Below are 21312 nucleotides of genomic sequence, written 5' to 3' on the forward strand. Positions count from 1 at the left end.
TGGGTAGTCTACCTTTCACGCGGGCTCTTTAAAGCGTTCCTATCCAGTTCTTCAACAGCTGCGAACCAACGTCACCAGATTTCTCTGGGTGAAATTGGGTGGCCCACAATGCGCCATTGTCTACCGCAGCGACAAAACGGTCACCGCCGTACTCAGACCACGCCACCTTCGGCGGCTCCGTAATTTCGGTCTCGAGCTCCCAGTTCCGCGCGGCATAGGAATGCACGAAATAAAAGCGATCCTCTGCGCTCACGCCTTCAAACATGCGGCTTCCGCTAGGAAGCTCCACGGTATTCCATCCCATGTGCGGGAGGACGGGAGCCTGCAAGCGGGTGACCTCCCCCGGCCACTCGCCGCAACCTTCGGTGTGCACGCCGTGTTCAGTGCCGGACTCAAAAAGAATCTGCATGCCTACGCAAATCCCCAGAACCGGGCGACCACCAGCCAACCGCTGACCAATGATTCGCGGGCCCTGTGCGGCGCGCAGCCCTTCCATGCAGGCAGCGAAGGCGCCGACGCCGGGTACCAACAGGCCATCGGCTTCTACAGCGAGTTTCGGGTCTGCGGTCACCGTGACGGTGGCACCAACCCGCTCCAGAGCGCGCACTGCCGACCTGACATTGCCAGCGCCATAATCCAAGACTACTACGTCGTGTGAGCTCATCGTGCTTCCTTTCCAGGCCTCCTCGGCCTTCTAATCATGCGCAGGCGAGTCTGAATGTCATTCAGCTCGCTCACACGGGTCTTGCCCAAGGCGCGGTCAGCCGTGGACATGAGCAGGCCCACCGCGATGATGGCAGCGCCGGAGGCGAAGGCGCCATCATATCCAGACATAGCCACGACGGCGCCGAGAACCGTCGAACCAAGGCCGGTTCCACCGTCATAGAAGATATTCCAGACCGCAGAGCCCTCCGAGAGACGCTCGCGCGGGAGACGGTCGAACATCGACAACAAGGCCTCGTTTTGCACGATGCCGAAACCCGCACCATAGATGACAGTGCCGAAGACGAGCAGCCATACCGACCATTCTTGCCACAGCACGGCAGCGATGAGACCCACACCAAAGACTGAGAAAGCCTGGGCGGGAATCATCAGCGTGCCTGGCTGGCCCACTCGGTCCGCCACCACACCGGCCACATAGCGAGCGATCATGGCCGAGCCACCGATCACCGACAGCATGAGACCGCCCAAGACAGCGCCGCGCTCAGGGTCCAGCTCGCGCACCGCCGGGGAAATGAAGTTGGAGGCCACGCCGTAGCTCACGGAGAAACTGGTCAGGGCCAGCGCGGGGACGAGCACGAGCTTCCACATTGGTGCCCGCGGAGTGGTGTCCGTGGGGTCCGGCAAGCCCACTGGAGCTGCCTTGATTTGGGGTACCAGAATGCACGTGAAGAATCCCAACAGGCCAAGGCCAGCGGCCAGAAGATACACCGTGTTGTAATTAAACGCTGATGCCACCGCGAGGCCCAAAGGCAAGAAAGCCATCTGGGCCGCACCGATGAACAACCCGAAGATTCCGGTGGCCTTGCCCAGAAGGCGCCGTGGCGTGATTTCCGCGATGAGCGCGTTCTCCGCCACCGTGAGCGCACCGAAGCCGATGCCGCGCAGGGCGGAGAAGCCCAGGGCGATCGGGGCGGCGTCGCCCAGCATGTGGCCCAACGCCGGCAGCCCCAGCAACAGCGCCGAGGCCGCCATAATCGGGCGATAGCCAAAGATGCGCAGCAACATCGGAGTTGCCATCTGGGTAAGTACTGTGGCCAGCATGAACACGCCGGTGGTGGCGCCAGCCAACGTGGCGGAGCCACCGGAGTCCAGCACGGCCAGGGGCACCACTGGAAGCAGGACCGACCAGGCACCGAAGGCGGAAACCACCGCGATCATGGTTTCCTTAAAGCCGGCGACCTTCCATACGCTCTGAGGGGTCTTTTCTGTCACTTCGCCGCCAATCCTGCTGAGAAGATGTCAAGGAACCACACCAAGGCGGCAGCCACGGAGACCGCCGCGAGCGCACCCGCGACCACGGTCATCAGCACCGACCCATTCTGATATGCCGCCCACGCACCACCGACGAGCAATCCGGCGACCAGAAAGAGAACGAGAACCATTACATTCATAAGTCTTAGAGCGCTCCCTTCGTCGAAGGAACTCCGTTCACGCGCGGATCCCGCTCAGTAGCCTGGCGCAGAGCACGGGCCACCGCCTTGTACTCGGCCTCCGTGATGTGGTGCGGATCGCGGCCATAGCGCACGTTGACGTGCAAGGTCGTCGCCGAGTGCGTGGCAAAGGTTTCGAAGAAGTGTCGGTTGATAACCGTGGCGTAATGGCCACCGATAATCTGCCACTCCATGTTCTCCGGCTCGCCGTTCATCACGAAGTAGGGGCGCCCTGAGATATCGACGACGGCCTCCACCAGCGCCTCATCCATGGGCAGAAGCTGGGACCCGAAGCGGCGGATTCCGGACTTATCCCCCAGCGCTTCCAGAAAGGCGCGGCCCAGCACGATAGCGGTGTCTTCGACCGTGTGGTGAGCATCGATGTCAATATCGCCCTCAGCGTGAACGCGAAGATCGAAGGAGCCGTGGGTGCACACAGCGTTGAGCATGTGATCAAAGAACGGCAGCCCCGTCGAAATATCCGCCTGGCCGGTGCCATCGAGGTTTATTTCTACAGAGATCTTTGTCTCCCCGGTGACGCGCTCTGCGCGGCCAATGCGGTCGCCATGGTTGTGACGTACGGCGTCGCCAGCACTCATTGCCCCACGCTCCTTCTTCAAGTCATGGGCCCACAATGTGGGCCCAATTCATCATCGTTTTAGTTAGTCATCTCTACTGTATCTGCCAAATCCGCCGCGGCCGAAAGGAAGGCATCATTCTCTTCAGGCAGACCAATCGTGGCGCGCAAGAGACCCGGTACACCGTTATCACGAATCAGGACATCGCGGTCCAGGAATCCTTGCCACACCGCGTGCTGATCGGCAAAGCGTCCGAAGGACACGAAGTTGGATTCGCTCGGCACGACGTAATACCCAAGCTCCTTAAGCCATGCGACAACCCGGTCCCGCTCCGCCGATAGTTTGGCCACGGTTCCCAAAGTCTCTTCCTTATGAGCAAGGGCAACGGTAGCCGCGATCTGGGAGAGAACCGACAGGTGATAGGGCAAACGAACGAGCATGACGGCTTCCACGAAGGCCGGATCGGCCACGAAATAACCCAAACGTCCGCCGGCGAAGTCGAAGGCCTTGGACATCGTGCGCGAGACCACGAGCTTGGTCGGATACTTCTCCAACAGCGTGGTGGCAGAAGGTGAAGGAGAGAATTCCATGTAGGCCTCGTCCACGATGACGATGCCCGGCGCGGCCTGCACAATCTTCTCCACCACATCAATCGGGGTGACATCACCGGTGGGATTGTTCGGGGTGGTGATGAAGACAACGTCGGGGCTGTGCTTGGCGACGGCCTCCAACGCCTCCTTTTCATCAATACGGAAATCCGCATCGCGCGGGCAGGCGATGAATTCGGTTTGGGTGCCCGCGCACAGGATGGGGTGCATGGAATAGCTCGGTGTAAATCCCAGCGCGCTGCGCCCCGGCCCGCCAAAGACCTGCAGCAGCTGCTGCAGAACCTCATTGGAACCATTGGCCGCCCACACGTTCTCCACGCTGACAGCCACCCCGGTCTGCTCGCTGACGTACTCGGCCAGTGCCGTGCGCAGCTCCACGGCATCGCGCTCTGGGTAGCGGTTGAGCTCCCGTGCGTGCTTCTCGACGGCCGCCACCATGTCCTTCACCAGCGCCTCAGAGGGCGGATAGGGGTTCTCGTTGGTGTTGAGCTGGTTGGTCACCGTCAGCTGCGGGGCTCCATAGGCGCTGGAGCCGCGCAATTCTTCGCGGAGGGGAAGATCCTTCAACTCAGCCATTGCTTAAGCCTCTTCTTTCTGGGTATCGGTGTCATCAGCGAATCGTGCCGCAATTGCTTCACCATGGGCGGGCAAGTCTTCCGCAGTGGCGAAGGCAATGACATTCTGTGCTACCTCGCCGAGTGCTGCGCGGTCATACTCGATGAGGTTGACCGGGCGTAGGAAGGTGTGCGTCGACAGCCCGGCGCTAAACCGCGCGGTTCCCGAGGTAGGCAAAACGTGGTTGGAGCCGGCGGAGTAATCACCGAGCGGCACGGGCGAGTATTCACCAACAAAGATGGCGCCGGCGTGGCGGATACGCTCCGCAACTGCCCGGGCATTCTTCGTGTGTACCTCCAAGTGCTCAGCGGCATAGGCATCCGCAACAGCGATACCCGCTTCGAGGTCATCGACCACGACGATGCCGGACTGTTCGCCGCGCAGCGCCTCAGCCGCGCGCTCGGCGTTAGCGGTAGCGGTAAAGCGCTGCGCTACCTCCGCGTTCACGGCAGCGGCAAAGTCCTCAGAATCGGTGATGAGCACGGAGGCAGCCATGGGATCGTGCTCCGCCTGAGAAATGAGGTCATAGGCCACGTAGACGGGGTTAGCGGTCTCGTCGGCCAGGATGGCGATCTCGGTAGGACCAGCTTCCGCATCAATGCCCACCGCTCCCTGCACCGCGCGCTTAGCGGCAGCGACAAAGACGTTGCCGGGGCCGGTGATGATATCGACTGGCTCCAGTGCTTCTTCACCAGTGACAGGTTCATCATCGCCGTAGGCCAGAAGCCCGATGGCTTGCCCGCCGCCGACGGCCCAGACATCGTCGACGCCCAGCATGTGGCACGTGGCCAGCACCGTCGGGTGCGGCAGTCCGCCGAATTCCTTCTGTGGCGGAGAAGCCACGACCATCGCCGCAGCGCCCGCTTCTTGGGCGGGGACGGCATTCATAATGACGGAAGACGGATACACCGCCTTGCCTCCCGGGACGTAAAGCCCTACGCGCTCGATGGGCTGGAAGACCTCGGTGACCGTCGCGCCTGGTGCCAGCGTCGTCGTGTGCGAAGCCGGCTTCTGATCAGCGTGAACGGCGCGCACGCGCGCGATAGATTCTTCTATGGCTGCTCGCACACTCGAGTCCAGCTCCTCGGCAGCCTTCTTCAGCTCCGCCTTAGGCACTCGCACCGCGGCGGGGCGGATTCCGTCGAATTTTTCGCCGAAGTCGAGGGCCGCGGCCGCACCGCCCTTGCGTACCTTCTCCACCATGGGGATGACGGTGCCCATCACTGAGGACACATCCGTTCCCCCTCGCGGCAAGACTCGGCGCAACCGGGAGGTGGTGAGTTCCTCTCCACGCAGGTCGATGGTTCGTAGCATGCTCAGACCCCTTTTATAATATGCAGCGGTTTCTATACCTTCCCATTACTATACCTGGACCGAAAAGCCAGCGAGCCGGCAGGTAGGGGTTATAGAATGTGCCACTAGTAACACATTCCGGGGCCCCGTATCGGTGAAGGGAGGCGGCGAGATGAGCAACGGCGCCGATGGTCTGGACAGCCAGTCTCCTTCCAGCCTGCTCGCCCGCGTCGAAAACCTCGCGCACCGCGAAGGCCTCGACTGCATTCGAGTCACCGCACACGAGCTCCTCTTCCCCCACCCACCGCTTGGGGAAACCCGCGCTTTCATGGACACCGAGGGCGAACCAATCCTGCGTTTCTACACCACGCACCACGGCGTTCTAGGTTTCAGCGACATTCCCGCTCTCAGTGAATTCGTCAATGACTGGAACCATGACTGCCTCTCGCCACACCTCATCCTCAACTATTCGGCACCTACCGAAGTAGAAGTGTGGGGGCATTCCTTCCTTGTGGTCCACCAGAAACCTACAACGTCCCAGCTTTCCGCTTCGGTTCTGCCAGCACTCCACAACGCCGCGGCCTGCCTCGAAGAACTGGCCGATCACTTCCCGGTCCTCACTTTGCCCCGGCCGACGACTCCGGAAGAGCAGACAGAACTAGACGGCCCCGTCTCCACCGTGGACACAGCCCGTCTTGGGGAGATCCTTCCTACCCTGGGGATAACGCGCTTCCAATCGGATGCCGACGAGGCCGTCTATGCCTGGATCAATGATGTCCTTTTTGCTTTCACCATCGATTCCGGCCCCAGCCTCATTATCAAAGGCCATTGGGATCCCAACCTGCCGGGCACTGAGTTCTCCAAAATCTTTCTCATTTGCAATGACTGGAACCGCACCAATCACTCGGCCTCAGCCTTCTGCCACTCAAACATTGATGGGCTGCAGGTGCGCATTGATTACGCGATCATGACGGGCGCCGGGCTTTCCGACGCCCAACTGATCACCGCCCTCGGCCGCGGCATCAAGCACGTCCTCCACGGGATCGATGACATCTCACGCGATGCGGTGGGCTCCTCCCCCGTCGCTTGGCCCTAGCGCATCATCGACCGCCGCCTCATCGTCTACCGTTTCGCTTTCGTGCCAAACGCTGGGCGGATCAAAGAACAGCGCAGACCAATAGGCAAACATGGCCATAAATGGCCCTACGAGCCAGGCGATGCCAGGTGAGAAATTCGGGACAAACTCCACAAACTCCCCGGGGTTTTCTGGAATATCAGTGGCTGTCGCCCCACCGAAGACATAGAAGGACGCCGCACCAGCCAAAGCTGCCAGAGCCACCCATAACAGCAGGCCGACGCCGCGGTAGCGCTCTCCCCAACGGTGGGCGATAAGCCCCAAGGCCATACCGAGGAATCCGGTGATCAGCACGAAGGTGATATAGGAGTCGAATTGCACGTCGGCGACGTTGCCCAAAACATAGCCGCCATCCTCCATTCGATGGCCCTCCAGAGTAGGCCGCCACAGCCCCCATACAGCGCCAACAGCGGAAAATCCAAAGAGGGCTAACGCGAGCAACCCCGCGCCGAATCCGACGGCGCGGGGTATGCGAAGGCTAGGTGCACGCAGTGCAGGCACGATACTCTCTAGCCGCAGAAGGTCCAGTTACCGTTCTCACGCTTGAAGCGCATGGTGGAGCTATCCCTGCCCTGGCTGGTGTTGACGTTCACGGTCGCGGAGGCATCGTCACCGTTAACCACGACATCGTTGATGGACTCAACGCCAGTCTTGGACCAGTCAAAGCCATCCATCTGGGAGGTATCCTGGCCCGCTGCCGCCATCATGTCCTTGAGCTGGTTCATCGGAACATCCGGAACCTGGTTGTAGTCAACCTGGTCGAGACCGGAGTTCGGATCGTTGCGGATAGCCGCGCAGGTGTGCTCCGGGAGGTACTTCACGAAGGAACGCATGGTCTGCTGCTCATACATACCGCGCACTAGGGCGTTAATACCGTCGACATCCTCCTGGCTGGCGGCCTCACCCTGCACCGGTTCGACCTTAGGCATGTTCTGGAAAGGATCAGCGCCCTCTTCGAAGGGGTTGGCCAGAGTCTGGTTAGCAGCCTCGGGGTTCTCCCCCTCCGGCTTGGCAGCATTGTCCTTATTCTCTTCGCCGTCCTTCTTGTCCTTACCCTCCTTCTTCTCCTCAGAAGTCTTCTCCTCAGACGTCTTTTCCTTAGACTTCGTAGTCGTGGTGGTCTTTGCTGCAGAGGACGCAGTGTCACCTGCATTCTCATCATCGGAACCACAAGCAGCCAAGGAAAGCGGTGCAACGAGCGCAACAGCAATGAGGGACTTCTTGGCAGGTGTCAGAAAAGACAAGGGAAAACTCCTAAATATACTCAGAAAAGACAAGGGAAAACTCCTAAATATACATAGAGAGCGATAGGTTAAACCACGCTAGGCGCGGCGTTTGCTCTTGGGCAACTTACATAACCTTAACAAGGGCTGTTTGAAGAATTCATGTTCTACACCTTGAAGCTTCCTGTGAGCCTCACGTGGGTTTTCTCTTGCCGCGTAGAGTTGGTCATGTGCACCTTTCTCGCGACGCTATCGTTTCCACCGCCCTTGAGCTCTTGACCCAATACGGCCTTGCTGATGTCACTATGCGCCGAGTCGCCACGAATCTCGGAGTCGCCCCCGGCGCGCTGTACTGGCACGTGACCAACAAACAATCGCTGATCGCGGCCATGACCGCTGAAATACTCGCTCCCGTCACCGGGGAAAGCACGGCGGAGCTGGTCAGCTCGCTGCACCGTGAGCTGCAACGCTGGCGAGATGGCGCTGAAGTGGCCATCGCCGGAGCATCCTTCCCCGAATCCTCAGCGAGCGCCGACTTAGAAAAGCTATTCACCAAGGCACTGCAGAAGGAAGCACCCGATGCCTCGCCGGAGGATAGAGCCGTCGCCGCCCGCACTCTGATCCACTACACGCTGGGCGCCACTTTCATGGAGCAATCCCGCGAGCAGCTCAGTGGGGCGGCGCTAGGAGGGACGTCGCCAAGCACAGCGTCTACAGCTCCCGAGACCACGCCAGTGGACGCCACCTCGGTGCGCGCAGCAGAGCTGATGGTCGCCGGCTTAAGGTCACTGCGAAGCGATCACATACATCAGAATTGACTAAGCTAAGCCTCATGACTGAGACCCGTGCTGACCTAACGCCATCTCGCCAGGTGTGGCCTGGTTCCCCCTCCCCTCTCGGCTCCACCTTTGATGGAGCCGGTACTAATTTTGCTATCTTTTCCGAAATCGCCGAGAAGGTTGAGCTCTGCCTCATTGACCAGGACGGCAACGAAGAACGCATCGAATTAACCGAGATCACCGCCCACGTCTGGCACGCCTACCTCCCGAACGTCAGCCCCGGGCAGCGCTACGGATACCGCATCCACGGCCCGTATGAGCCAGAACATGGTCTGCGTTGCGATCCCTCAAAACTTCTTGTCGATCCTTATGCTCGCGCCTTCGACGGCGACTTTGATGGGGATCCCTCGCTGTACTCCTACGATATCTTCGCTGAGGAACCCGGCACCGGCCGCAACCAGGATGACTCCTTGGGCCACACCATGCTCTCCGTGGTCATCAACCCGTTCTTCGAGTGGCACGGCGACAACCGTCCGCATACCCCGGATAATGAAACAATTATCTACGAAGCCCACGTCAAGGGCATGACGATGACGCACCCGGATGTGCCGGAGGAGCTGCGCGGCACCTATGCCGGCATGGCGCACCCGGCGATCATCAACTACTTCAAGGACTTGGGAGTGACAGCCGTCGAGCTGCTGCCGGTTCACCAGTTCTTGCAGGATGATCGCCTGCGCCAGCTGGACCTGCGCAACTACTGGGGTTATAACACCTTCGGGTTCTTCGCCCCGCATGCTGACTATGCCTACGCTAAGAAGCCCGGCGAGGTAGTTGCTGAATTCAAGGCCATGGTTCGTGCCTTCCATGAGGCTGGAATCGAGATCATCCTCGATGTGGTCTACAACCACACCGCCGAAGGCAACCACATGGGCCCCACCATCGCCTTCCGAGGCATTGATAACCACGCCTACTACCGCTTGGTCGATGACAATCCCGAGCACTACATGGACTACACCGGCACCGGTAACTCCCTGAATGTCCGCCACCCGCACTCCCTCCAGCTCATTATGGATTCGCTTCGTTACTGGGTGACGGAGATGCGCGTGGATGGCTTCCGCTTCGACCTCGCTTCCACTCTGGCGCGCGAACTGGATGACGTCGACAAGCTGGCTACCTTCTTCGATTTGGTTCAGCAGGACCCGGTGGTCTCCAAGGTCAAGCTCATCGCCGAACCCTGGGACGTGGGCCATAACGGCTACCAAGTTGGTAACTTCCCGCCCATCTGGAGCGAGTGGAACGGCAAGTACCGCGATACCGTCCGTGATTTCTGGCGCGGGGAGCCGGCGACCATGGGTGAATTTGCCTCACGCCTGACCGGCTCCTCCGATCTCTATGCCAACAACGGCCGCCGTCCCACCGCGTCTATCAACTTCATCACCGCCCACGATGGCTTTACGCTTCGTGATTTGGTGTCCTATAACGAAAAACACAATTCCGAGAACGGTGAAGACAATCGCGACGGTGAGTCCCACAACCGCTCGTGGAACCATGGCGTGGAAGGGCCGACTGACGACGAAGAGATTAAGAAGCTCCGGCGCCGCCAGGTCCGCAATTTCCTCACTACCCTCCTGCTATCCCAGGGCACCCCGATGTTGTGCCACGGTGATGAGCTAGGCCGCACCCAGAACGGCAATAACAACGTGTATTGCCAGGACAACGAGATTTCCTGGATCGATTGGTCGATGCTGGAGCAGGAAAAGAACAGCGCCATGCACGGCTTTACCAAGCGCCTCATCAACATCCGCAAGAACCACCCGGTGTTCCGCCGCCAGCGTTTCTTGGCTGGTGGTCCCTTCGGCTCTGAGGTGAAAGACCGCGATATTGCCTGGCTCGTGCCCTCCGGCAAACTCATGACCCCGCAGGACTGGGATTTTGAGTTCGGCAAGGCGCTCATGGTCTACCTCAACGGTAACGCGATTACGGAAACCACCGCGCGCGGTGAACGCATTACGGATGATTCCTTCATCATGATTTTCAACGCTCACCACGAAGACATCGAGTTCACACTGCCCAAGAAGGACCTGGGTGCTAGTTGGCGGCTCATCGTCGATACCTCTGATTCCGGTGGCTATCCGGACGAGGAGAAGCTCATCGCGGCCGAAGGGTCCATCGTGGTGCAACCGCGCACGACGCTGATCCTGCGCCAGACTGAGCCCCCGGTTTTCGACGACAGCGATGACTCTGCACAATCCGCTGCCCCGGCAGAAGCAAGCGATAGCTAGACTGCACTCCACCGTCTGCTGTCCAGCATCAACCCCGTCCTTGAAAGGAATCCGTGTCCTATACCGCCCACGGTGCTGTCATTGATGTCACCGCCGATGCCCTCACCGTCCACCGCTCCCAGCTTGCCGCCTCCCTTGGCGCACCGGCCCGCGAGTCCCTCTCCCTGGCTGATGCAACGGGCGTAGAGTGCGCGGAACCGACGGCAACCGGGTTTGGGCAGGTCATAGTGCGCGGCACAAGCGATTCCGCGGGGATCGCTGGGGACACCATCATCCGCTTCGCCCCCGGCCAAGACGCAACCGCTTTCGCCCGCGCGGTTGAGGCAACGCTGCGCGGCGAAGCGCCGGCTGCCAGCAGCGGTGTGCAGGGGCTGGACTTCACCGCCGTCGATGTGGAAACCGCCAACGATAACTGGGGCTCGGTCTGCCAGATCGGTGCGGTCCGCTTCCGCGACGGCGAAGAGACCGAGTCCCGCACGTGGCTGTGTACTCCCCCGCCGGGGCTCGAGCACTTCGACAAGGTCAACATCAGCATTCACGGCATCACAGCGGAGGATGTTGCTGATGCTTCCCCCTTCGCTGATGCCGCCGCCGAGCTCTTCGAGTTCCTCGGCACGGACACGCTGGTGGCCCACAACGCGCAATTCGATTCCACGGCCTTGCGCAGTGGCCTCAAGAAGGCCGACGCGCCGGTGCCAGAAGTTCGCTTAGCGTGTTCCCTGGCACTGGCCCGCGATGCCTCCCGTGCGGGCGTCATCGACGTGGCCAACCATAAGCTTCCCACCGTCGCCTCCTTCCTCGGCGCCGAAGATTTCCGCCATCACGAGGCCACAGCCGATGCCCGCGCCGCAGGCGAGATTGTCAGTGCCTTGGCGCAGCGCTTTGGTCACTCGGGAAGCATCGAGGACTTGTTCACCACCCGTGATTTTGCACTGGGCACGTTGAGCGAGGAGTCCGTCATCCCGGTCCTGCGTGCCAACACCGCTCCGCTCTCCGCGGCGGACTTGGGCGCCGGTACGGATTTCCGCGACAAGACGCGCATGGCGGGCACAGCCTCGGGCTCGAAGAAGAAGGGCTCCGCCGCTAAGGAGCGCCGCGGTCCGGCCCCATGGCAATCCGTATCCACTCCGGACACCATCCCGGATCCGAACCCCGACGCCGATCCAGAAGGCGCATTGTTTGGCCAGAATGTCACCCTCACTGGTGACTTCGAACCTTTTGATAAAGGTCTGTTGTGGTCCAAGATTGCTGAACGCGGCGGCCAGGTGGGCAAGAACGTCACGAAGAAGACCACCATCCTGGTCGTGGGCCAGTGGGCTACCAAAACCTCTAAAGAAAAGCGCGCTGAGGAGCTACAGGGCAAAGGCCAGGACATCGCGATCTGGCAGACGGACAAGCTGTTGGAGGAGCTGCAGCTTGATGAAGCTCCGCCGTTCTAACCTGCGTATCTGTTGAACGCGGAAGCCCTAGAGCATCAAGGCTCTAGTGCGTGGTGGGTTTTCTCCGAACTAGTGGGAACCTGTGGGCATAAAGAGCAGTCCAATAAGGGCAAGGAATCTGCACTTGCCTACCTTTTGGAGTAAGTCCACTATGACCATCGCGCTACCCACCTCCCTCCGCATCGACCACCTGCTCCCTTCGCTCTGCCCGAGCGAAGAGCTCAACGGAATCAAACTCTGTGATGATGGCTTCGGTGATTCACCTGCTAGTCTTCAGCTATCGCGGACGCTATCGATGTCCTTGGTGCACGGCACGGGCGTCGAAGCCAAGCGCGTGAGCCAGCGCGCTGTGGACGATATGGGCTTGACCGTGCGCCAAGCGTGGGATACTGCCGCGCTGAATCTGCAACGCCGCGCACTGACGCAGCAGGGGCTGCGTTTCTTTACCCGGCCTGCTGAACTCGGACTGAGTAGAAAGGAAAGCGGCCTCGAGGTGCGGGTGCATCGCTGCGCTGTCTCGTCGTGGTTGGCTCACCCGCAGGCCTTCGTTATCCTAGACAATCATCTGCAGCGGCTTAGCCAGGCTCTGAGCATTACCTACCTCGTGCCTGATGCGCACACTCTCTACGCGCTGTTCAACGTTTCCCCGCAGCGCGCCACGGAGCTGGCCTACCGCGCGGCCGAATTGCGCCCGCGCCATCGACCACCGCTGAGCTTGCAACCACTAGTATTGGCTAACGGCTTCCCACTGGAGGTATAGAAAACACCTCCAGACTTTCTCCGCCGTGGCCGAAAGGAGTCACGTTCTTAAGATGGCTGAATCATCCATGTCCCGCCTGAGCAACCAGTACCATTCCTGGGTACACGCGCACCCCACCGCGGCGCAGGATTTCCGCGATGCCATCGAGGACTTGCTTAACGACGCCGGCATTATCTTCGACCGCGTAGCAACCCGCGTCAAGCTGTGGCCTTCTCTCAAGGCCAAAGCGAAGAAGCGCCGCGACAACGGCGAGCTGATGTACCCGAAGCCGTGGGAAGATATCCACGATGTTTTGGGCGTGCGAATTACCGTCTTCCACTCCACGGTTATCCCAGAAGCCTTGGAGGTTTTGGGAGAAACCTTTACCGTGCTGCGCTCGGTGGATAAGGCGGCGGAAACACGGATTTCCGGCGGCTTTGGCTATGGCTCACACCACCTAGTACTCAAAGTCTCTGAAGATAGTGCCGCCGCCCTTGAGGAACTTGAAGCCTATGTTGGCTGGACCTTCGAGATTCAAATCCGCACGGTGCTACAACACGCCTGGGCAGAATTTGAGCACGATATCCGGTACAAGCAGGGTCCGAACCCGCCTTCCCCACAGGTGGATCGCCTCTTCACACTGGCTGCGGGCCTCATTGAGCTGGCGGATCAGCAATTCGATGAGATCGCCGCACTCAAAGCCCCCAGTTCCGAGGCAGGCGATGACGTGGAAATTACAGCTGAGACCCTCCCTGGTGTCCTCGCCATTATTCTGGGTAACCGCTTCCCACGTTCACGCTCGGAGCATTATCGCTTCCTTGCCGAGTTGCTCGAAAACAACGGCATCACACGCTTGAGCCAGCTCAAGCAGCTGCTCGACGATGACGCCATCGCCCACGTGCACGATGCCATGCGCTACCGCTTCCGGCCGGGCCAGGTCAGGCTCATCGATGACTTGTTGCTCAACAAGTTCGGCCCCCAGCACATCGAGGCCACGGCCGAGGCCGGTGACCGCAAAGACCGCAAGCGCCGCTTGAACGCGCGTCTGAAGGCCTTAAAGAACTTCCGGAATACTTAGCGGAATCCTCCGCGGAATTTCTCCATCTGCCGGCGCTCCTTCTTCGTCGGGCGGCCAGCACCGCGCGGGCGGACCGGGACGGAGGGCATAAACTCCTTCGGCGGTGGCGGCGGGGCATGGTCGATATAACAGGTGCGCGCAATCGGGGCGCCGACGCGCTTGGACACGGTGGCCAGCACCTCAAGGTCATGCTCGTGGTGGTTGCGCCACACGCGCACGCGGTCGCCGGGCACAACCTGCTGGGCGGGCTTGGTGGCGTTGCCGTTGAGTTTGACGTGCCCGGCGCGCACGGCGGTGGCGGCCTCCGAGCGAGTCTTGAACATGCGCACGGACCAGACCCAAGCATCAATACGTACGGGCCGCCCGTCGGGCTGATTCACCATAGGCGCTTAAAGGTTGTGGTTCTCGTTCACGATCTTCTGGATTTTGACCCAGTTGTACACGCCACCCACCACGGCGACGATGAGGCCAATCGCCATCCAGGTCCAGAAGCCGGTAAGTGCCCAGCCCAGGAGCACACCGCCGGCGACGCCGCCCACGACACAGGTAGCTCCGTTGCGTGCGTGGGTGCGCACGGCTTGCTTGCGTTGCTCAATGGGGTTGTTGGGGCGTCGCTGCATAGTCATGGGGCTCATTCTACATGGCCCGAATCCCGCGGCTTTAAAGCTCCACCCAGGCAGTTCCAGCTTCCTTCGGCTCTACCCCACCCTGGGTCAGCGCGGCGAGCGTCGCCGCGAGCTCCTCCTCGCCGCCGGGCTCAACGGACACGGTGAAGGTCACTGCCTGGCCATAAGCGGTATCCACCATGTCGACGCCGCGGTTGCGCAGCTCCGCTTCCAGCCGGCCGGCCTCCGCGTGGGAAACCTCGACAGTATAGAGCTCGCGCAAGGCGCGCGTGATGTGCTCAACCTGCTCCATCGTCTCACTGACGGCGCCGCCATAGGCGTGAACGAGCCCGCCCGCGCCCAGCTTGATACCGCCGAAGTAGCGCACCACGACCGCGCAGATATCGAGCAGTCCGGAGCCCTTCAAAACATCGAGCATTGGCTTGCCTGCCGTGCCGGAAGGCTCGCCGTCATCGGAGGAGCGCTCCACTGGATTCGAGCCATCCACGTGGTAGATATAGGCCGAGCAGTGGTGGCGAGCGTCGGGGAAGCGGTCGCGGGCGGCGTCGATAAGCGCGCGTGCTTCCGCTTCCGTCGTGGCGCGGCCGATGAGGGTGATAAACCGCGAGCGCTTGATCTCAATCTCGTGTTCGACGACGTCACCGGCGACGGGGCGCTGATAGCTCTCCAGCATTATGCGACGAGGAAGTCGTACTCGGGGGTGCCCGGCTTAAGCTGCTGGCAATTCAGCTTCGACTTCTCCATGCGTTCCAGCAATCCGTCGATACCTGCGGCATTCCCCAGCTCGATGCCCACCAGCGCAGCGCCGGTTTCACGGTTATTGCGCTTAAGGTACTCGAACAGCGTGATGTCATCTTCTGGGCCAAGAACATCCTGCAGGAAGTGGCGCAGCTGGCCGGGCTCCTGCGGGAAATTCACCAGGAAGTAGTGCTTGAGTCCGCGGTGTACCAGGGAGCGCTCCATGATTTCGGCGTAGCGCAGCACGTCATTGTTGCCGCCGGAAATCACGCAGACCACCGTTGACCCCGGCTGCAGGTTGAGCGTGCGCAGCCCGGTCACACTCAGCGCGCCGGCGGGCTCGGCGATAATGCCCTCGTTTTGGTACAGCGCCAACTGCTCCGTGCACACGGCGCCTTCGGAGACGGTGTCATGGTGCAGGCGGCCCTGGTTGGCTTCCAGAATCTGGAAGGGCAGCTCACCAATGCGCTTGACGGCAGCACCATCGACGAAAGGATCGACGGTCTCCAGGGTCACCGGCTCACCGGCAGCGAACGCAGCGCTGAGCGACGCCGCCCCGGCCGGCTCAATACCCACCACCGCCGTGCGCGGGGCCATGTCAGCGAGGTAGGAGGTGATGCCGGAAATGAGGCCGCCACCGCCCACGGGGACCACCACGGTATCGAGGGATTTACCGATCGAAGACAGCTGGGAGACGATTTCTGCGGCCACAGTTCCCTGGCCGGTAACGGTATCGCGCGAATCGAAAGGCTCGATGAAGAAGGCGCCGCGCTCCGCTGCATCCGCATGCGCGGCAGCTGCTGCCTCGTCAAAATTGGCGCCGGTGACAACGAGTTCCACGAGGTCGCCGCCGTGGACCAGGATGCGGTCGCGCTTTTGTTTCGGGGTCGGTTCCGGCACGTAGATCTTGCCGTGGATTCCCATGGTGCGGCAGGCATAAGCCACGCCCTGGGCGTGGTTGCCCGCCGACGCCGTAACGATGCCGTGCGTCCGCTGCTCTTCGCTGAGGTTTGACATGCCATAGATGGCTCCGCGGATCTTGTAGGAGCGCACGTCTTGCAGATCCTCGCGCTTTAAGTACACCTCATAGCCGGTTTCCTGGGACAGTCGCGGGCAGTATTGCAGCGGAGTCGGGGCAATCTCCGAGCTAATTCGCGATTGGGCCAGTTGGATATCAGAGGCGTGGATTGGCTCGAAGTCTTGCGGGGTGCTTGTCATGGTGGCTCATTTTAGCGCCCCACCATTCTTTCGTCGCGCATTACCTAGCATTCGACCGATTCACTGAACGTTTACCTAGATCTCGCTTGGCCGCAGCACTCTGTTTCCCAAAAGTGCCATGGGCGGCACGTACGGTGATGCGGAATCTTTTTCCTCTCGCTTCAAGGAGTCTTTCTCAATGTCTCGCTCTTTCTCCCGCCGCTCTCTCGCACTCTGCGTGGCGACCGCAACCAGCCTCAGCGTGGCCGTACCGGCCTCCTCGGCCGCGATTGTGAACAACGTCATCGAGCACTCGGCGGCAGACGCCAGCCTCAAGCTCACCCCGGTTGGCACCTATGAGTCCGAGGTTTACGCGGAGTCGGCTGCGGAGATCGTGGCCTTCCACCCAGCCTCCAAGCGTATCCTTACGGTCAATGCGCACGCAGGTCAGATTGATATCCTCGACGCTTCTGACCCGGCCAAGCCCACCTTGATCGGCTCTATCTCTGCTGGTAAAGGCAAGGAAATCAACTCCGTAGCCGTGCGCCCGGATGGCCTAGCGGTGGCCGCCGTCCAGCAGGCGGACAAGACCGAGGACGGCGATGCACTGTTCTTCAACGCCGCGGCCGCGGACCTGGATACCGCCGAATTGGGCCGCGTGATGGTGGGCGCATTGCCGGATAACGTCCACCTCACCGCAGATGGTGGCTACGCGCTGGTTGCCAACGAAGGTGAGCCCTCCAATGAGCTCAACGCCGAGGGCACCGACTACGTCACGGACCCGGAAGGATCCGTCTCCGTTATCAAGCTGCCGGAGGCTGTTGAGGCACCAACGCAGGCGGATGCCCGCATCGCTGGATTCACGGCTTTCGACGGCCAGCCTCTGCCGGAGGGTGTGCGAGTTTTCGGCCCCTCCGGCCATGACTCCAAACCATCTATCGACTTTGAGCCGGAGTACATCACCTCCCAGGATGGCAAGGCCTTCGTGACGCTGCAGGAGGCCAACGCCATCGGTGTCATCGATATTGAATCCGCCACGGTGGAGAAGATCCTTCCTGCTCACATTGCGGATCACTCGCAAGTCCCGCTGGACCCCTCGAACAAGGATGACGCGGCCGAGCTGCGCACGATCCCGGTCAAGGGTCTGTCCATGCCGGATTCCATCGGCGCCTTCACCGCTGGTGGCCAGACCTACTTTGCCACCGCGAACGAGGGCGATGCCCGCGAGTGGGGCATCAAGGAAAAGGACGGCGGCTCCGGCGTCTACACCGATGAGGTGGAGCTCAAGGATCTGGTCGAGGAAGGCAAGGTATGTGAGGGCGCGCTGGGCGACGTCGACCTGGACAAGCTCGCCGACAAGAAGGAAGCCGGCAACCTGAAGCTGAGCAACGCTTCCGGCTGGAACGAAGAGAAGGGCTGCTTCGACGAGCTCTATGCCTACGGCTCTCGCTCCTTCAGCATCTACGACTCGGAGGGCAACATAGTCTTCGATTCCGGCGCCGAGTTTGAGAAGATCACCGCTGAGCTCAACGAGCCGGGCATCTTCCACCACAACGCCGACAATGAAGAGGCAACGTTCGACGATCGCTCTGATAACAAGGGCCCCGAACCGGAGGCCCTGACCATCGGCACCGTTGGGGAGCGTACTTATGCCTTCATCGGTGCCGAGCGCGTTGGCGGCATTTTCGTCTACGACGTCACCGACCCCACCAACGCTTCCTTCGTCACCTACGTCAATAACCGCGACTTCTCCACTGACGAGTTCGCTGCTGCGGGTGACTTGGGCCCGGAGGGCTTTGCCTTCGTCGACAAGGCAGACTCCCCCAACGGCGAGCACCTGCTCATCGTGGGCAACGAAGTCTCCGGAACCACCACCGCCTACAACGTTGAGGACCTGCTCAATGCCGACGAGGACAACGAGGATGATGCCGACGACCACGGCGAAAACAAGAGCAGCCAGAGCTCCCACTCCTCCACCGCGACCATCGCCGTCGGTTCAATCATCGGAGTCATTGCCGCTGTGGCTGCCGCGGTAGGCCTGCTGAATACCCCGGGTGTCCGCGAAACCGTCCTCAGCTTTGCCCCGGCACCGCTGCGCGAGCAACTGGGGAAGTTCCTATAAAAACTATCTCGCTAAGGGCAGGGCTGCTACATTTAGATGGGCTTGTAACGAGCCGGACCTTTATACAGCTCTCATAATCGCCGTACCAAGGAGAACTTCTCATCATGCGTCTTTCCGCCTCCCTCATCGCTGTATGCGCCACGACCATGGCCCTAGCTACTCCGCTCGCGGCAGCTAACGACTCAATTGGAAGCCCCAATGGTAGCTCGCTGTCCGTAGGACACCTCGATGTCTCGAACTCCTCCCAAGCAAAAGAGGGGACGACGCCAGAAAAAGGCACATCTCCAGAGACGGACCCCGAAAAGCAAAAAGAAGCTGCAGCAGACGCTGCTTGGGAAAAGATGCCAGAGTGGTTGCAGTCCGCCCGCCCGAGTGACACAACCAAGGAAGTCTTCGCCTGGCTGACCACAATTTTTGGTTTGGTAGCCGCTGGGGTCAACGCGTTGGTCCTTGTCGCTAAGGCTAACCCTTCTATCCTTGACGGCCCACGAGATTTCCTCAAAAGCCACGGGATCACCGTGAACTAGCACTTTTCACTGCACGAAAAAGGCGGCTGCGACATTGCGTCACAGCCGCCTTTTTATTGGGTGGAATCAATCGCAGCCAAGCTGGAAAGACTTAAAACAGCTCCTCGGTGGCAATCTGGGCACCCTCCACGAGGGACTCCAGCTTGGCCCACGCGATCTGGCGGTGCAAACGGCCACCGAGGCCGCAGTCCGTCGATGCAATCACGTTTTCCGGGCCCACCAGTTCAGCAAACTGGATGATGCGGTCCGCCACCAAGCGCGGATGCTCCACAGCATTGGTGGAGTGCGAAACCACACCCGGGTAGATGACGGTGCCCTCCGGCAGCGTGTGGTCCTTCCACACGCGCCACTCGTGGGCGTGACGCGGCGAGGCGCCCTCGAAGGAGAAGCCGCCGACCTTGGCCCCTGACTTAGGTCATGGGTGGGTGAGTAACGTCACTCTTGACACTGTTACCTGTTGGTTTTCGTCGGTGGGGAGGAATTTTTCCGCACTAAGTGGGTAGTGCCGGGGGTGTTCAGTAGTCTGATTTTTGTGAGTCCTTATATTCGCACCGTCAAGACCGCTTCTGGGGCGATGGCGGTGCAGGTGGTGTTCTCTGAACGCAAAGGTGCCAAAAGGATGAAGCATATCGGCTCAGCGCATTCAGAGTCTGAGCTTGCGCTTTTGCGGGCTGAAGCTCAACGCATCGTCGATGGTGACCAACTCGCATTGGACTTCGGCGAGGTTACACACATCCCACCGGCAACGGGCAGCGTGTCCAACCCGCTGCCGGTAGTCGGTCAGCGGGCCGGATACTTGCTGGACTGTATTGATGCGTGTTTCAACGAGTTAGGTCTTGCTGCAGCAAGCGGTGATGATCCGGTGTTTCGCGATCTGGTGCGTGCCCGGATTATCAATCCCGGCTCAAAGCTGGATTCCATCGAGACTCTTGCCGAGGTTGGCATCACCAGCGCAAGCTACCGCACCATCCAGAGGCGTCTTTCCTCCTTCGCTACCGAATCGTTCGGGGAGATACTAACCCAAGCGTTGGCCCATCATGCAGGTATCGGGCCAGGCGCATTCATCTTGTACGACGTGACCACCTTGTACTTTGAAACCGATACTCCTGATGAGCTTCGCAAACCTGGTTTTTCCAAAGAGCGCCGCCTCGAGCCACAAATCCTTGTCGGGCTGCTTACTGATGCCACTGGTTTTCCACTACATGTTGGAGCGTTTGCCGGAAACTCGGCAGAAACCCACACGATGCTACCGATGATCACACGGTTCCAAGAGGCCTACCAACTCGATGAAGTCACCGTCGTTGCTGATGCAGGCATGTTCTCCGCAGCGAACAAACAAGCATTGATAGATGCAGGGCTGCACTACATCTTGTCGGTGAAAACCCCCACCGTGCCTGAGGTGATCGAAACCTGGCGGCGGGAAAACCCCGGTGACGACTACACCCACGGCCAGATCTGGACACAAGCCTCGGCAAGCGATGGGCGCAAACACACAACCCCGAATACGGTGACCCACTTCCAGTACTCCCATGATCGGGCTAGGCGCAGCCTGCGCGGAATCAAAGAGCAAGTCGCAAAAGCCAAACGCGCTGTTGACGGCGATATCGCAATCAAGCGCAACCGCTATATCGATCTTTCCGCCCCAAACAAGAAGGTCAACTATGCTCTTGCTGCCAAACACCGAGCCCTTGCCGGAATTAAAGGTTATGAAACCGACCTGACCGCGCTTGCCGCCCAGGAGGTTATCGGGCATTACCGCAGGCTGTTCAACATTGAAAAGTCGTTTCGGATGTCGAAATCAGACCTGAAAGCACGCCCAATCTACGCCAGGAAACAAGACTCCATCACCGCACATCTCAACATTGTCATCGCAGCACTAGCCGTGGCCCACCTGATGGAGACCCGCAGTGGTCAATCCATCAAACGCCTCGTGAGAACACTCAAGAAATACCGCAGCTTTCAACTCGTCGTTGGCGGCGAAACCATTCACGCCGCCGTACCACTCCCGCCCGACCTCACCGCCACCATCCAAGCAATCACCGGCCGCGAACTTCCGCACTAAATTGGCCTAAGTCAGGTCAAAAGCCACGGGATCACCGTGAACTAGCACTTTTCACTGCACGAAAAAGGCGGCTGCGACATTGCGTCACAGCCGCCTTTTTATTGGGTGGAATCAATCG

The 21312-nt window shown here is 60.3% G+C and carries 21 protein-coding genes and 1 pseudogene; 9 read left to right on the forward strand and 13 right to left on the reverse strand.

Annotated features, from left to right (window positions below):
* Nucleotides 1–28: 28 nt before the first annotated feature.
* The 6 genes from hisH to hisD are packed head-to-tail and all read right to left on the reverse strand — an operon-like array spanning nucleotide 29 to nucleotide 5268.
* Nucleotides 29–664: an imidazole glycerol phosphate synthase subunit HisH gene (gene hisH, locus CAURI_RS08460; RefSeq protein WP_010190473.1), complete on the reverse strand. Its 636-nt coding sequence runs from the start codon at nucleotides 662–664 to the stop codon at nucleotides 29–31.
* Nucleotides 661–1881 carry an MFS transporter gene (locus tag CAURI_RS08465; RefSeq protein WP_010190474.1) on the reverse strand — a complete coding sequence of 407 codons (1221 nt, stop codon included), beginning with the start codon at nucleotides 1879–1881 and terminating at the stop codon, nucleotides 661–663. The genes hisH and CAURI_RS08465 overlap by 4 nt, the downstream gene beginning before the upstream one ends.
* Nucleotides 1882–1931: 50 nt before the next feature.
* Nucleotides 1932–2114: a hypothetical protein gene (locus tag CAURI_RS08470; RefSeq protein ID WP_010190475.1), complete on the reverse strand. Its 183-nt coding sequence runs from the start codon at nucleotides 2112–2114 to the stop codon at nucleotides 1932–1934.
* A gap of 5 nt (nucleotides 2115–2119) precedes the next feature.
* A complete protein-coding gene (gene hisB, locus CAURI_RS08475; protein WP_010190476.1) occupies nucleotides 2120–2752 on the reverse strand; it encodes an imidazoleglycerol-phosphate dehydratase HisB in 633 nt (210 codons plus the stop codon).
* A 59-nt stretch (nucleotides 2753–2811) separates the two neighbouring features.
* Nucleotides 2812–3915, reverse strand: a complete 1104-nt coding sequence (locus CAURI_RS08480) for a histidinol-phosphate transaminase (protein ID WP_010190478.1) — start codon at nucleotides 3913–3915, stop codon at nucleotides 2812–2814.
* Between the two features lie 3 nt (nucleotides 3916–3918).
* Nucleotides 3919–5268 (reverse strand): histidinol dehydrogenase, encoded by a 1350-nt coding sequence (gene hisD / locus CAURI_RS08485; RefSeq protein WP_012715129.1) that lies wholly within the window; start codon nucleotides 5266–5268, stop codon nucleotides 3919–3921.
* Between the two features lie 151 nt (nucleotides 5269–5419).
* Here hisD and CAURI_RS08490 point away from each other — a divergent pair, with 151 nt between their 5' ends.
* Nucleotides 5420–6343 (forward strand): YbjN domain-containing protein, encoded by a 924-nt coding sequence (locus tag CAURI_RS08490; protein ID WP_010190480.1) that lies wholly within the window; start codon nucleotides 5420–5422, stop codon nucleotides 6341–6343.
* Here the strand turns inward: CAURI_RS08490 and CAURI_RS08495 are convergent.
* Both CAURI_RS08495 and CAURI_RS08500 read right to left on the reverse strand, forming a co-directional pair.
* Nucleotides 6302–6742 carry a hypothetical protein gene (locus CAURI_RS08495; protein WP_010190482.1) on the reverse strand — a complete coding sequence of 147 codons (441 nt, stop codon included), beginning with the start codon at nucleotides 6740–6742 and terminating at the stop codon, nucleotides 6302–6304. The two genes, CAURI_RS08490 and CAURI_RS08495, sit on opposite strands and share 42 nt — an antisense overlap.
* A gap of 149 nt (nucleotides 6743–6891) precedes the next feature.
* On the reverse strand, nucleotides 6892–7626 hold the full coding sequence (locus CAURI_RS08500; RefSeq protein WP_010190484.1) for a hypothetical protein: 735 nt from the start codon (nucleotides 7624–7626) through the stop codon (nucleotides 6892–6894).
* 209 nt (nucleotides 7627–7835) lie between these two features.
* Here CAURI_RS08500 and CAURI_RS08505 point away from each other — a divergent pair, with 209 nt between their 5' ends.
* The 5 genes from CAURI_RS08505 (at nucleotide 7836) to CAURI_RS08525 (ending at nucleotide 13922) form a co-directional block, all read left to right on the forward strand.
* The gene (locus CAURI_RS08505) at nucleotides 7836–8423 is read left to right on the forward strand and encodes a TetR family transcriptional regulator (protein ID WP_010190486.1); all 588 of its coding nucleotides are present in this window, start codon (nucleotides 7836–7838) and stop codon (nucleotides 8421–8423) included.
* Between the two features lie 14 nt (nucleotides 8424–8437).
* On the forward strand, nucleotides 8438–10666 hold the full coding sequence (gene glgX / locus CAURI_RS08510; RefSeq protein WP_010190487.1) for a glycogen debranching protein GlgX: 2229 nt from the start codon (nucleotides 8438–8440) through the stop codon (nucleotides 10664–10666).
* A gap of 53 nt (nucleotides 10667–10719) precedes the next feature.
* Nucleotides 10720–12105, forward strand: a complete 1386-nt coding sequence (locus CAURI_RS08515; RefSeq protein ID WP_010190489.1) for a 3'-5' exonuclease — start codon at nucleotides 10720–10722, stop codon at nucleotides 12103–12105.
* 124 nt (nucleotides 12106–12229) lie between these two features.
* Nucleotides 12230–12865 carry a hypothetical protein gene (locus CAURI_RS08520; RefSeq protein ID WP_236660816.1) on the forward strand — a complete coding sequence of 212 codons (636 nt, stop codon included), beginning with the start codon at nucleotides 12230–12232 and terminating at the stop codon, nucleotides 12863–12865.
* A gap of 52 nt (nucleotides 12866–12917) precedes the next feature.
* The gene (locus CAURI_RS08525) at nucleotides 12918–13922 is read left to right on the forward strand and encodes a GTP pyrophosphokinase (protein ID WP_010190493.1); all 1005 of its coding nucleotides are present in this window, start codon (nucleotides 12918–12920) and stop codon (nucleotides 13920–13922) included.
* On the opposite strand, the gene CAURI_RS08530 is transcribed toward CAURI_RS08525, so the two are convergent.
* Genes CAURI_RS08530 through ilvA form a run of 4 tightly spaced genes read right to left on the reverse strand, consistent with a single transcriptional unit; the run spans nucleotide 13919 to nucleotide 16504 of the window.
* Nucleotides 13919–14305: an RNA-binding S4 domain-containing protein gene (locus CAURI_RS08530; protein WP_010190494.1), complete on the reverse strand. Its 387-nt coding sequence runs from the start codon at nucleotides 14303–14305 to the stop codon at nucleotides 13919–13921. The genes CAURI_RS08525 and CAURI_RS08530 overlap by 4 nt on opposite strands.
* A 6-nt stretch (nucleotides 14306–14311) precedes the next feature.
* The gene (locus tag CAURI_RS08535; RefSeq protein ID WP_029159001.1) at nucleotides 14312–14548 is read right to left on the reverse strand and encodes a hypothetical protein; all 237 of its coding nucleotides are present in this window, start codon (nucleotides 14546–14548) and stop codon (nucleotides 14312–14314) included.
* Nucleotides 14549–14582: 34 nt separating this feature from the next.
* On the reverse strand, nucleotides 14583–15221 hold the full coding sequence (locus CAURI_RS08540) for a YigZ family protein (protein ID WP_010190496.1): 639 nt from the start codon (nucleotides 15219–15221) through the stop codon (nucleotides 14583–14585).
* Nucleotides 15221–16504 (reverse strand): threonine ammonia-lyase IlvA, encoded by a 1284-nt coding sequence (ilvA, locus tag CAURI_RS08545; RefSeq protein WP_010190497.1) that lies wholly within the window; start codon nucleotides 16502–16504, stop codon nucleotides 15221–15223. The genes CAURI_RS08540 and ilvA overlap by 1 nt, the downstream gene beginning before the upstream one ends.
* Nucleotides 16505–16682: 178 nt before the next feature.
* On the opposite strand from ilvA, the gene CAURI_RS08550 reads away from it, so the two are divergent.
* Together CAURI_RS08550 and CAURI_RS08555 are read left to right on the forward strand one after the other, a co-directional pair.
* Nucleotides 16683–18605, forward strand: coding sequence for a choice-of-anchor I family protein (locus CAURI_RS08550; RefSeq protein WP_012715134.1), 1923 nt, complete (start codon nucleotides 16683–16685; stop codon nucleotides 18603–18605).
* A 104-nt stretch (nucleotides 18606–18709) separates the two neighbouring features.
* Nucleotides 18710–19132, forward strand: coding sequence for a hypothetical protein (locus tag CAURI_RS08555; protein WP_012715135.1), 423 nt, complete (start codon nucleotides 18710–18712; stop codon nucleotides 19130–19132).
* Nucleotides 19133–19223: 91 nt separating this feature from the next.
* Here the strand turns inward: CAURI_RS08555 and CAURI_RS08560 are convergent.
* Nucleotides 19224–19535, reverse strand: a pseudogene (locus tag CAURI_RS08560) (epoxyalkane--coenzyme M transferase); the annotation flags it as partial.
* A 129-nt stretch (nucleotides 19536–19664) separates the two neighbouring features.
* On the opposite strand from CAURI_RS08560, the gene CAURI_RS08565 reads away from it, so the two are divergent.
* The gene (locus tag CAURI_RS08565; protein WP_041729697.1) at nucleotides 19665–21194 is read left to right on the forward strand and encodes an IS1634 family transposase; all 1530 of its coding nucleotides are present in this window, start codon (nucleotides 19665–19667) and stop codon (nucleotides 21192–21194) included.
* Nucleotides 21195–21312: the final 118 nt, after the last annotated feature.

This window comes from Corynebacterium aurimucosum ATCC 700975, assembly GCF_000022905.1.
Taxonomy (GTDB): domain Bacteria; phylum Actinomycetota; class Actinomycetes; order Mycobacteriales; family Mycobacteriaceae; genus Corynebacterium; species Corynebacterium aurimucosum_F.

Excerpts from the sequence above, each read along its gene's own strand:
- hisH (WP_010190473.1), bottom strand. The coding sequence starts at position 664 with ATGAGCTCACACGACGTAGTAGTCTTGGATTATGGCGCTGGCAATGTC.
- CAURI_RS08465 (WP_010190474.1), bottom strand. The coding sequence starts at position 1,881 with ATGATCGCGGTGGTTTCCGCCTTCGGTGCCTGGTCGGTCCTGCTTCCA.
- CAURI_RS08470 (WP_010190475.1), bottom strand. The coding sequence starts at position 2,114 with ATGAATGTAATGGTTCTCGTTCTCTTTCTGGTCGCCGGATTGCTCGTC.
- hisB (WP_010190476.1), bottom strand. The coding sequence starts at position 2,752 with ATGAGTGCTGGCGACGCCGTACGTCACAACCATGGCGACCGCATTGGC.
- CAURI_RS08480 (WP_010190478.1), bottom strand. The coding sequence starts at position 3,915 with ATGGCTGAGTTGAAGGATCTTCCCCTCCGCGAAGAATTGCGCGGCTCC.
- hisD (WP_012715129.1), bottom strand. The coding sequence starts at position 5,268 with ATGCTACGAACCATCGACCTGCGTGGAGAGGAACTCACCACCTCCCGG.
- CAURI_RS08490 (WP_010190480.1), top strand. The coding sequence starts at position 5,420 with ATGAGCAACGGCGCCGATGGTCTGGACAGCCAGTCTCCTTCCAGCCTG.
- CAURI_RS08495 (WP_010190482.1), bottom strand. The coding sequence starts at position 6,742 with ATGGAGGATGGCGGCTATGTTTTGGGCAACGTCGCCGACGTGCAATTC.
- glgX (WP_010190487.1), top strand. The coding sequence starts at position 8,438 with ATGACTGAGACCCGTGCTGACCTAACGCCATCTCGCCAGGTGTGGCCT.
- CAURI_RS08525 (WP_010190493.1), top strand. The coding sequence starts at position 12,918 with ATGGCTGAATCATCCATGTCCCGCCTGAGCAACCAGTACCATTCCTGG.
- CAURI_RS08530 (WP_010190494.1), bottom strand. The coding sequence starts at position 14,305 with ATGGTGAATCAGCCCGACGGGCGGCCCGTACGTATTGATGCTTGGGTC.
- CAURI_RS08535 (WP_029159001.1), bottom strand. The coding sequence starts at position 14,548 with ATGACTATGCAGCGACGCCCCAACAACCCCATTGAGCAACGCAAGCAA.
- CAURI_RS08540 (WP_010190496.1), bottom strand. The coding sequence starts at position 15,221 with ATGCTGGAGAGCTATCAGCGCCCCGTCGCCGGTGACGTCGTCGAACAC.
- ilvA (WP_010190497.1), bottom strand. The coding sequence starts at position 16,504 with ATGACAAGCACCCCGCAAGACTTCGAGCCAATCCACGCCTCTGATATC.
- CAURI_RS08550 (WP_012715134.1), top strand. The coding sequence starts at position 16,683 with ATGTCTCGCTCTTTCTCCCGCCGCTCTCTCGCACTCTGCGTGGCGACC.
- CAURI_RS08555 (WP_012715135.1), top strand. The coding sequence starts at position 18,710 with ATGCGTCTTTCCGCCTCCCTCATCGCTGTATGCGCCACGACCATGGCC.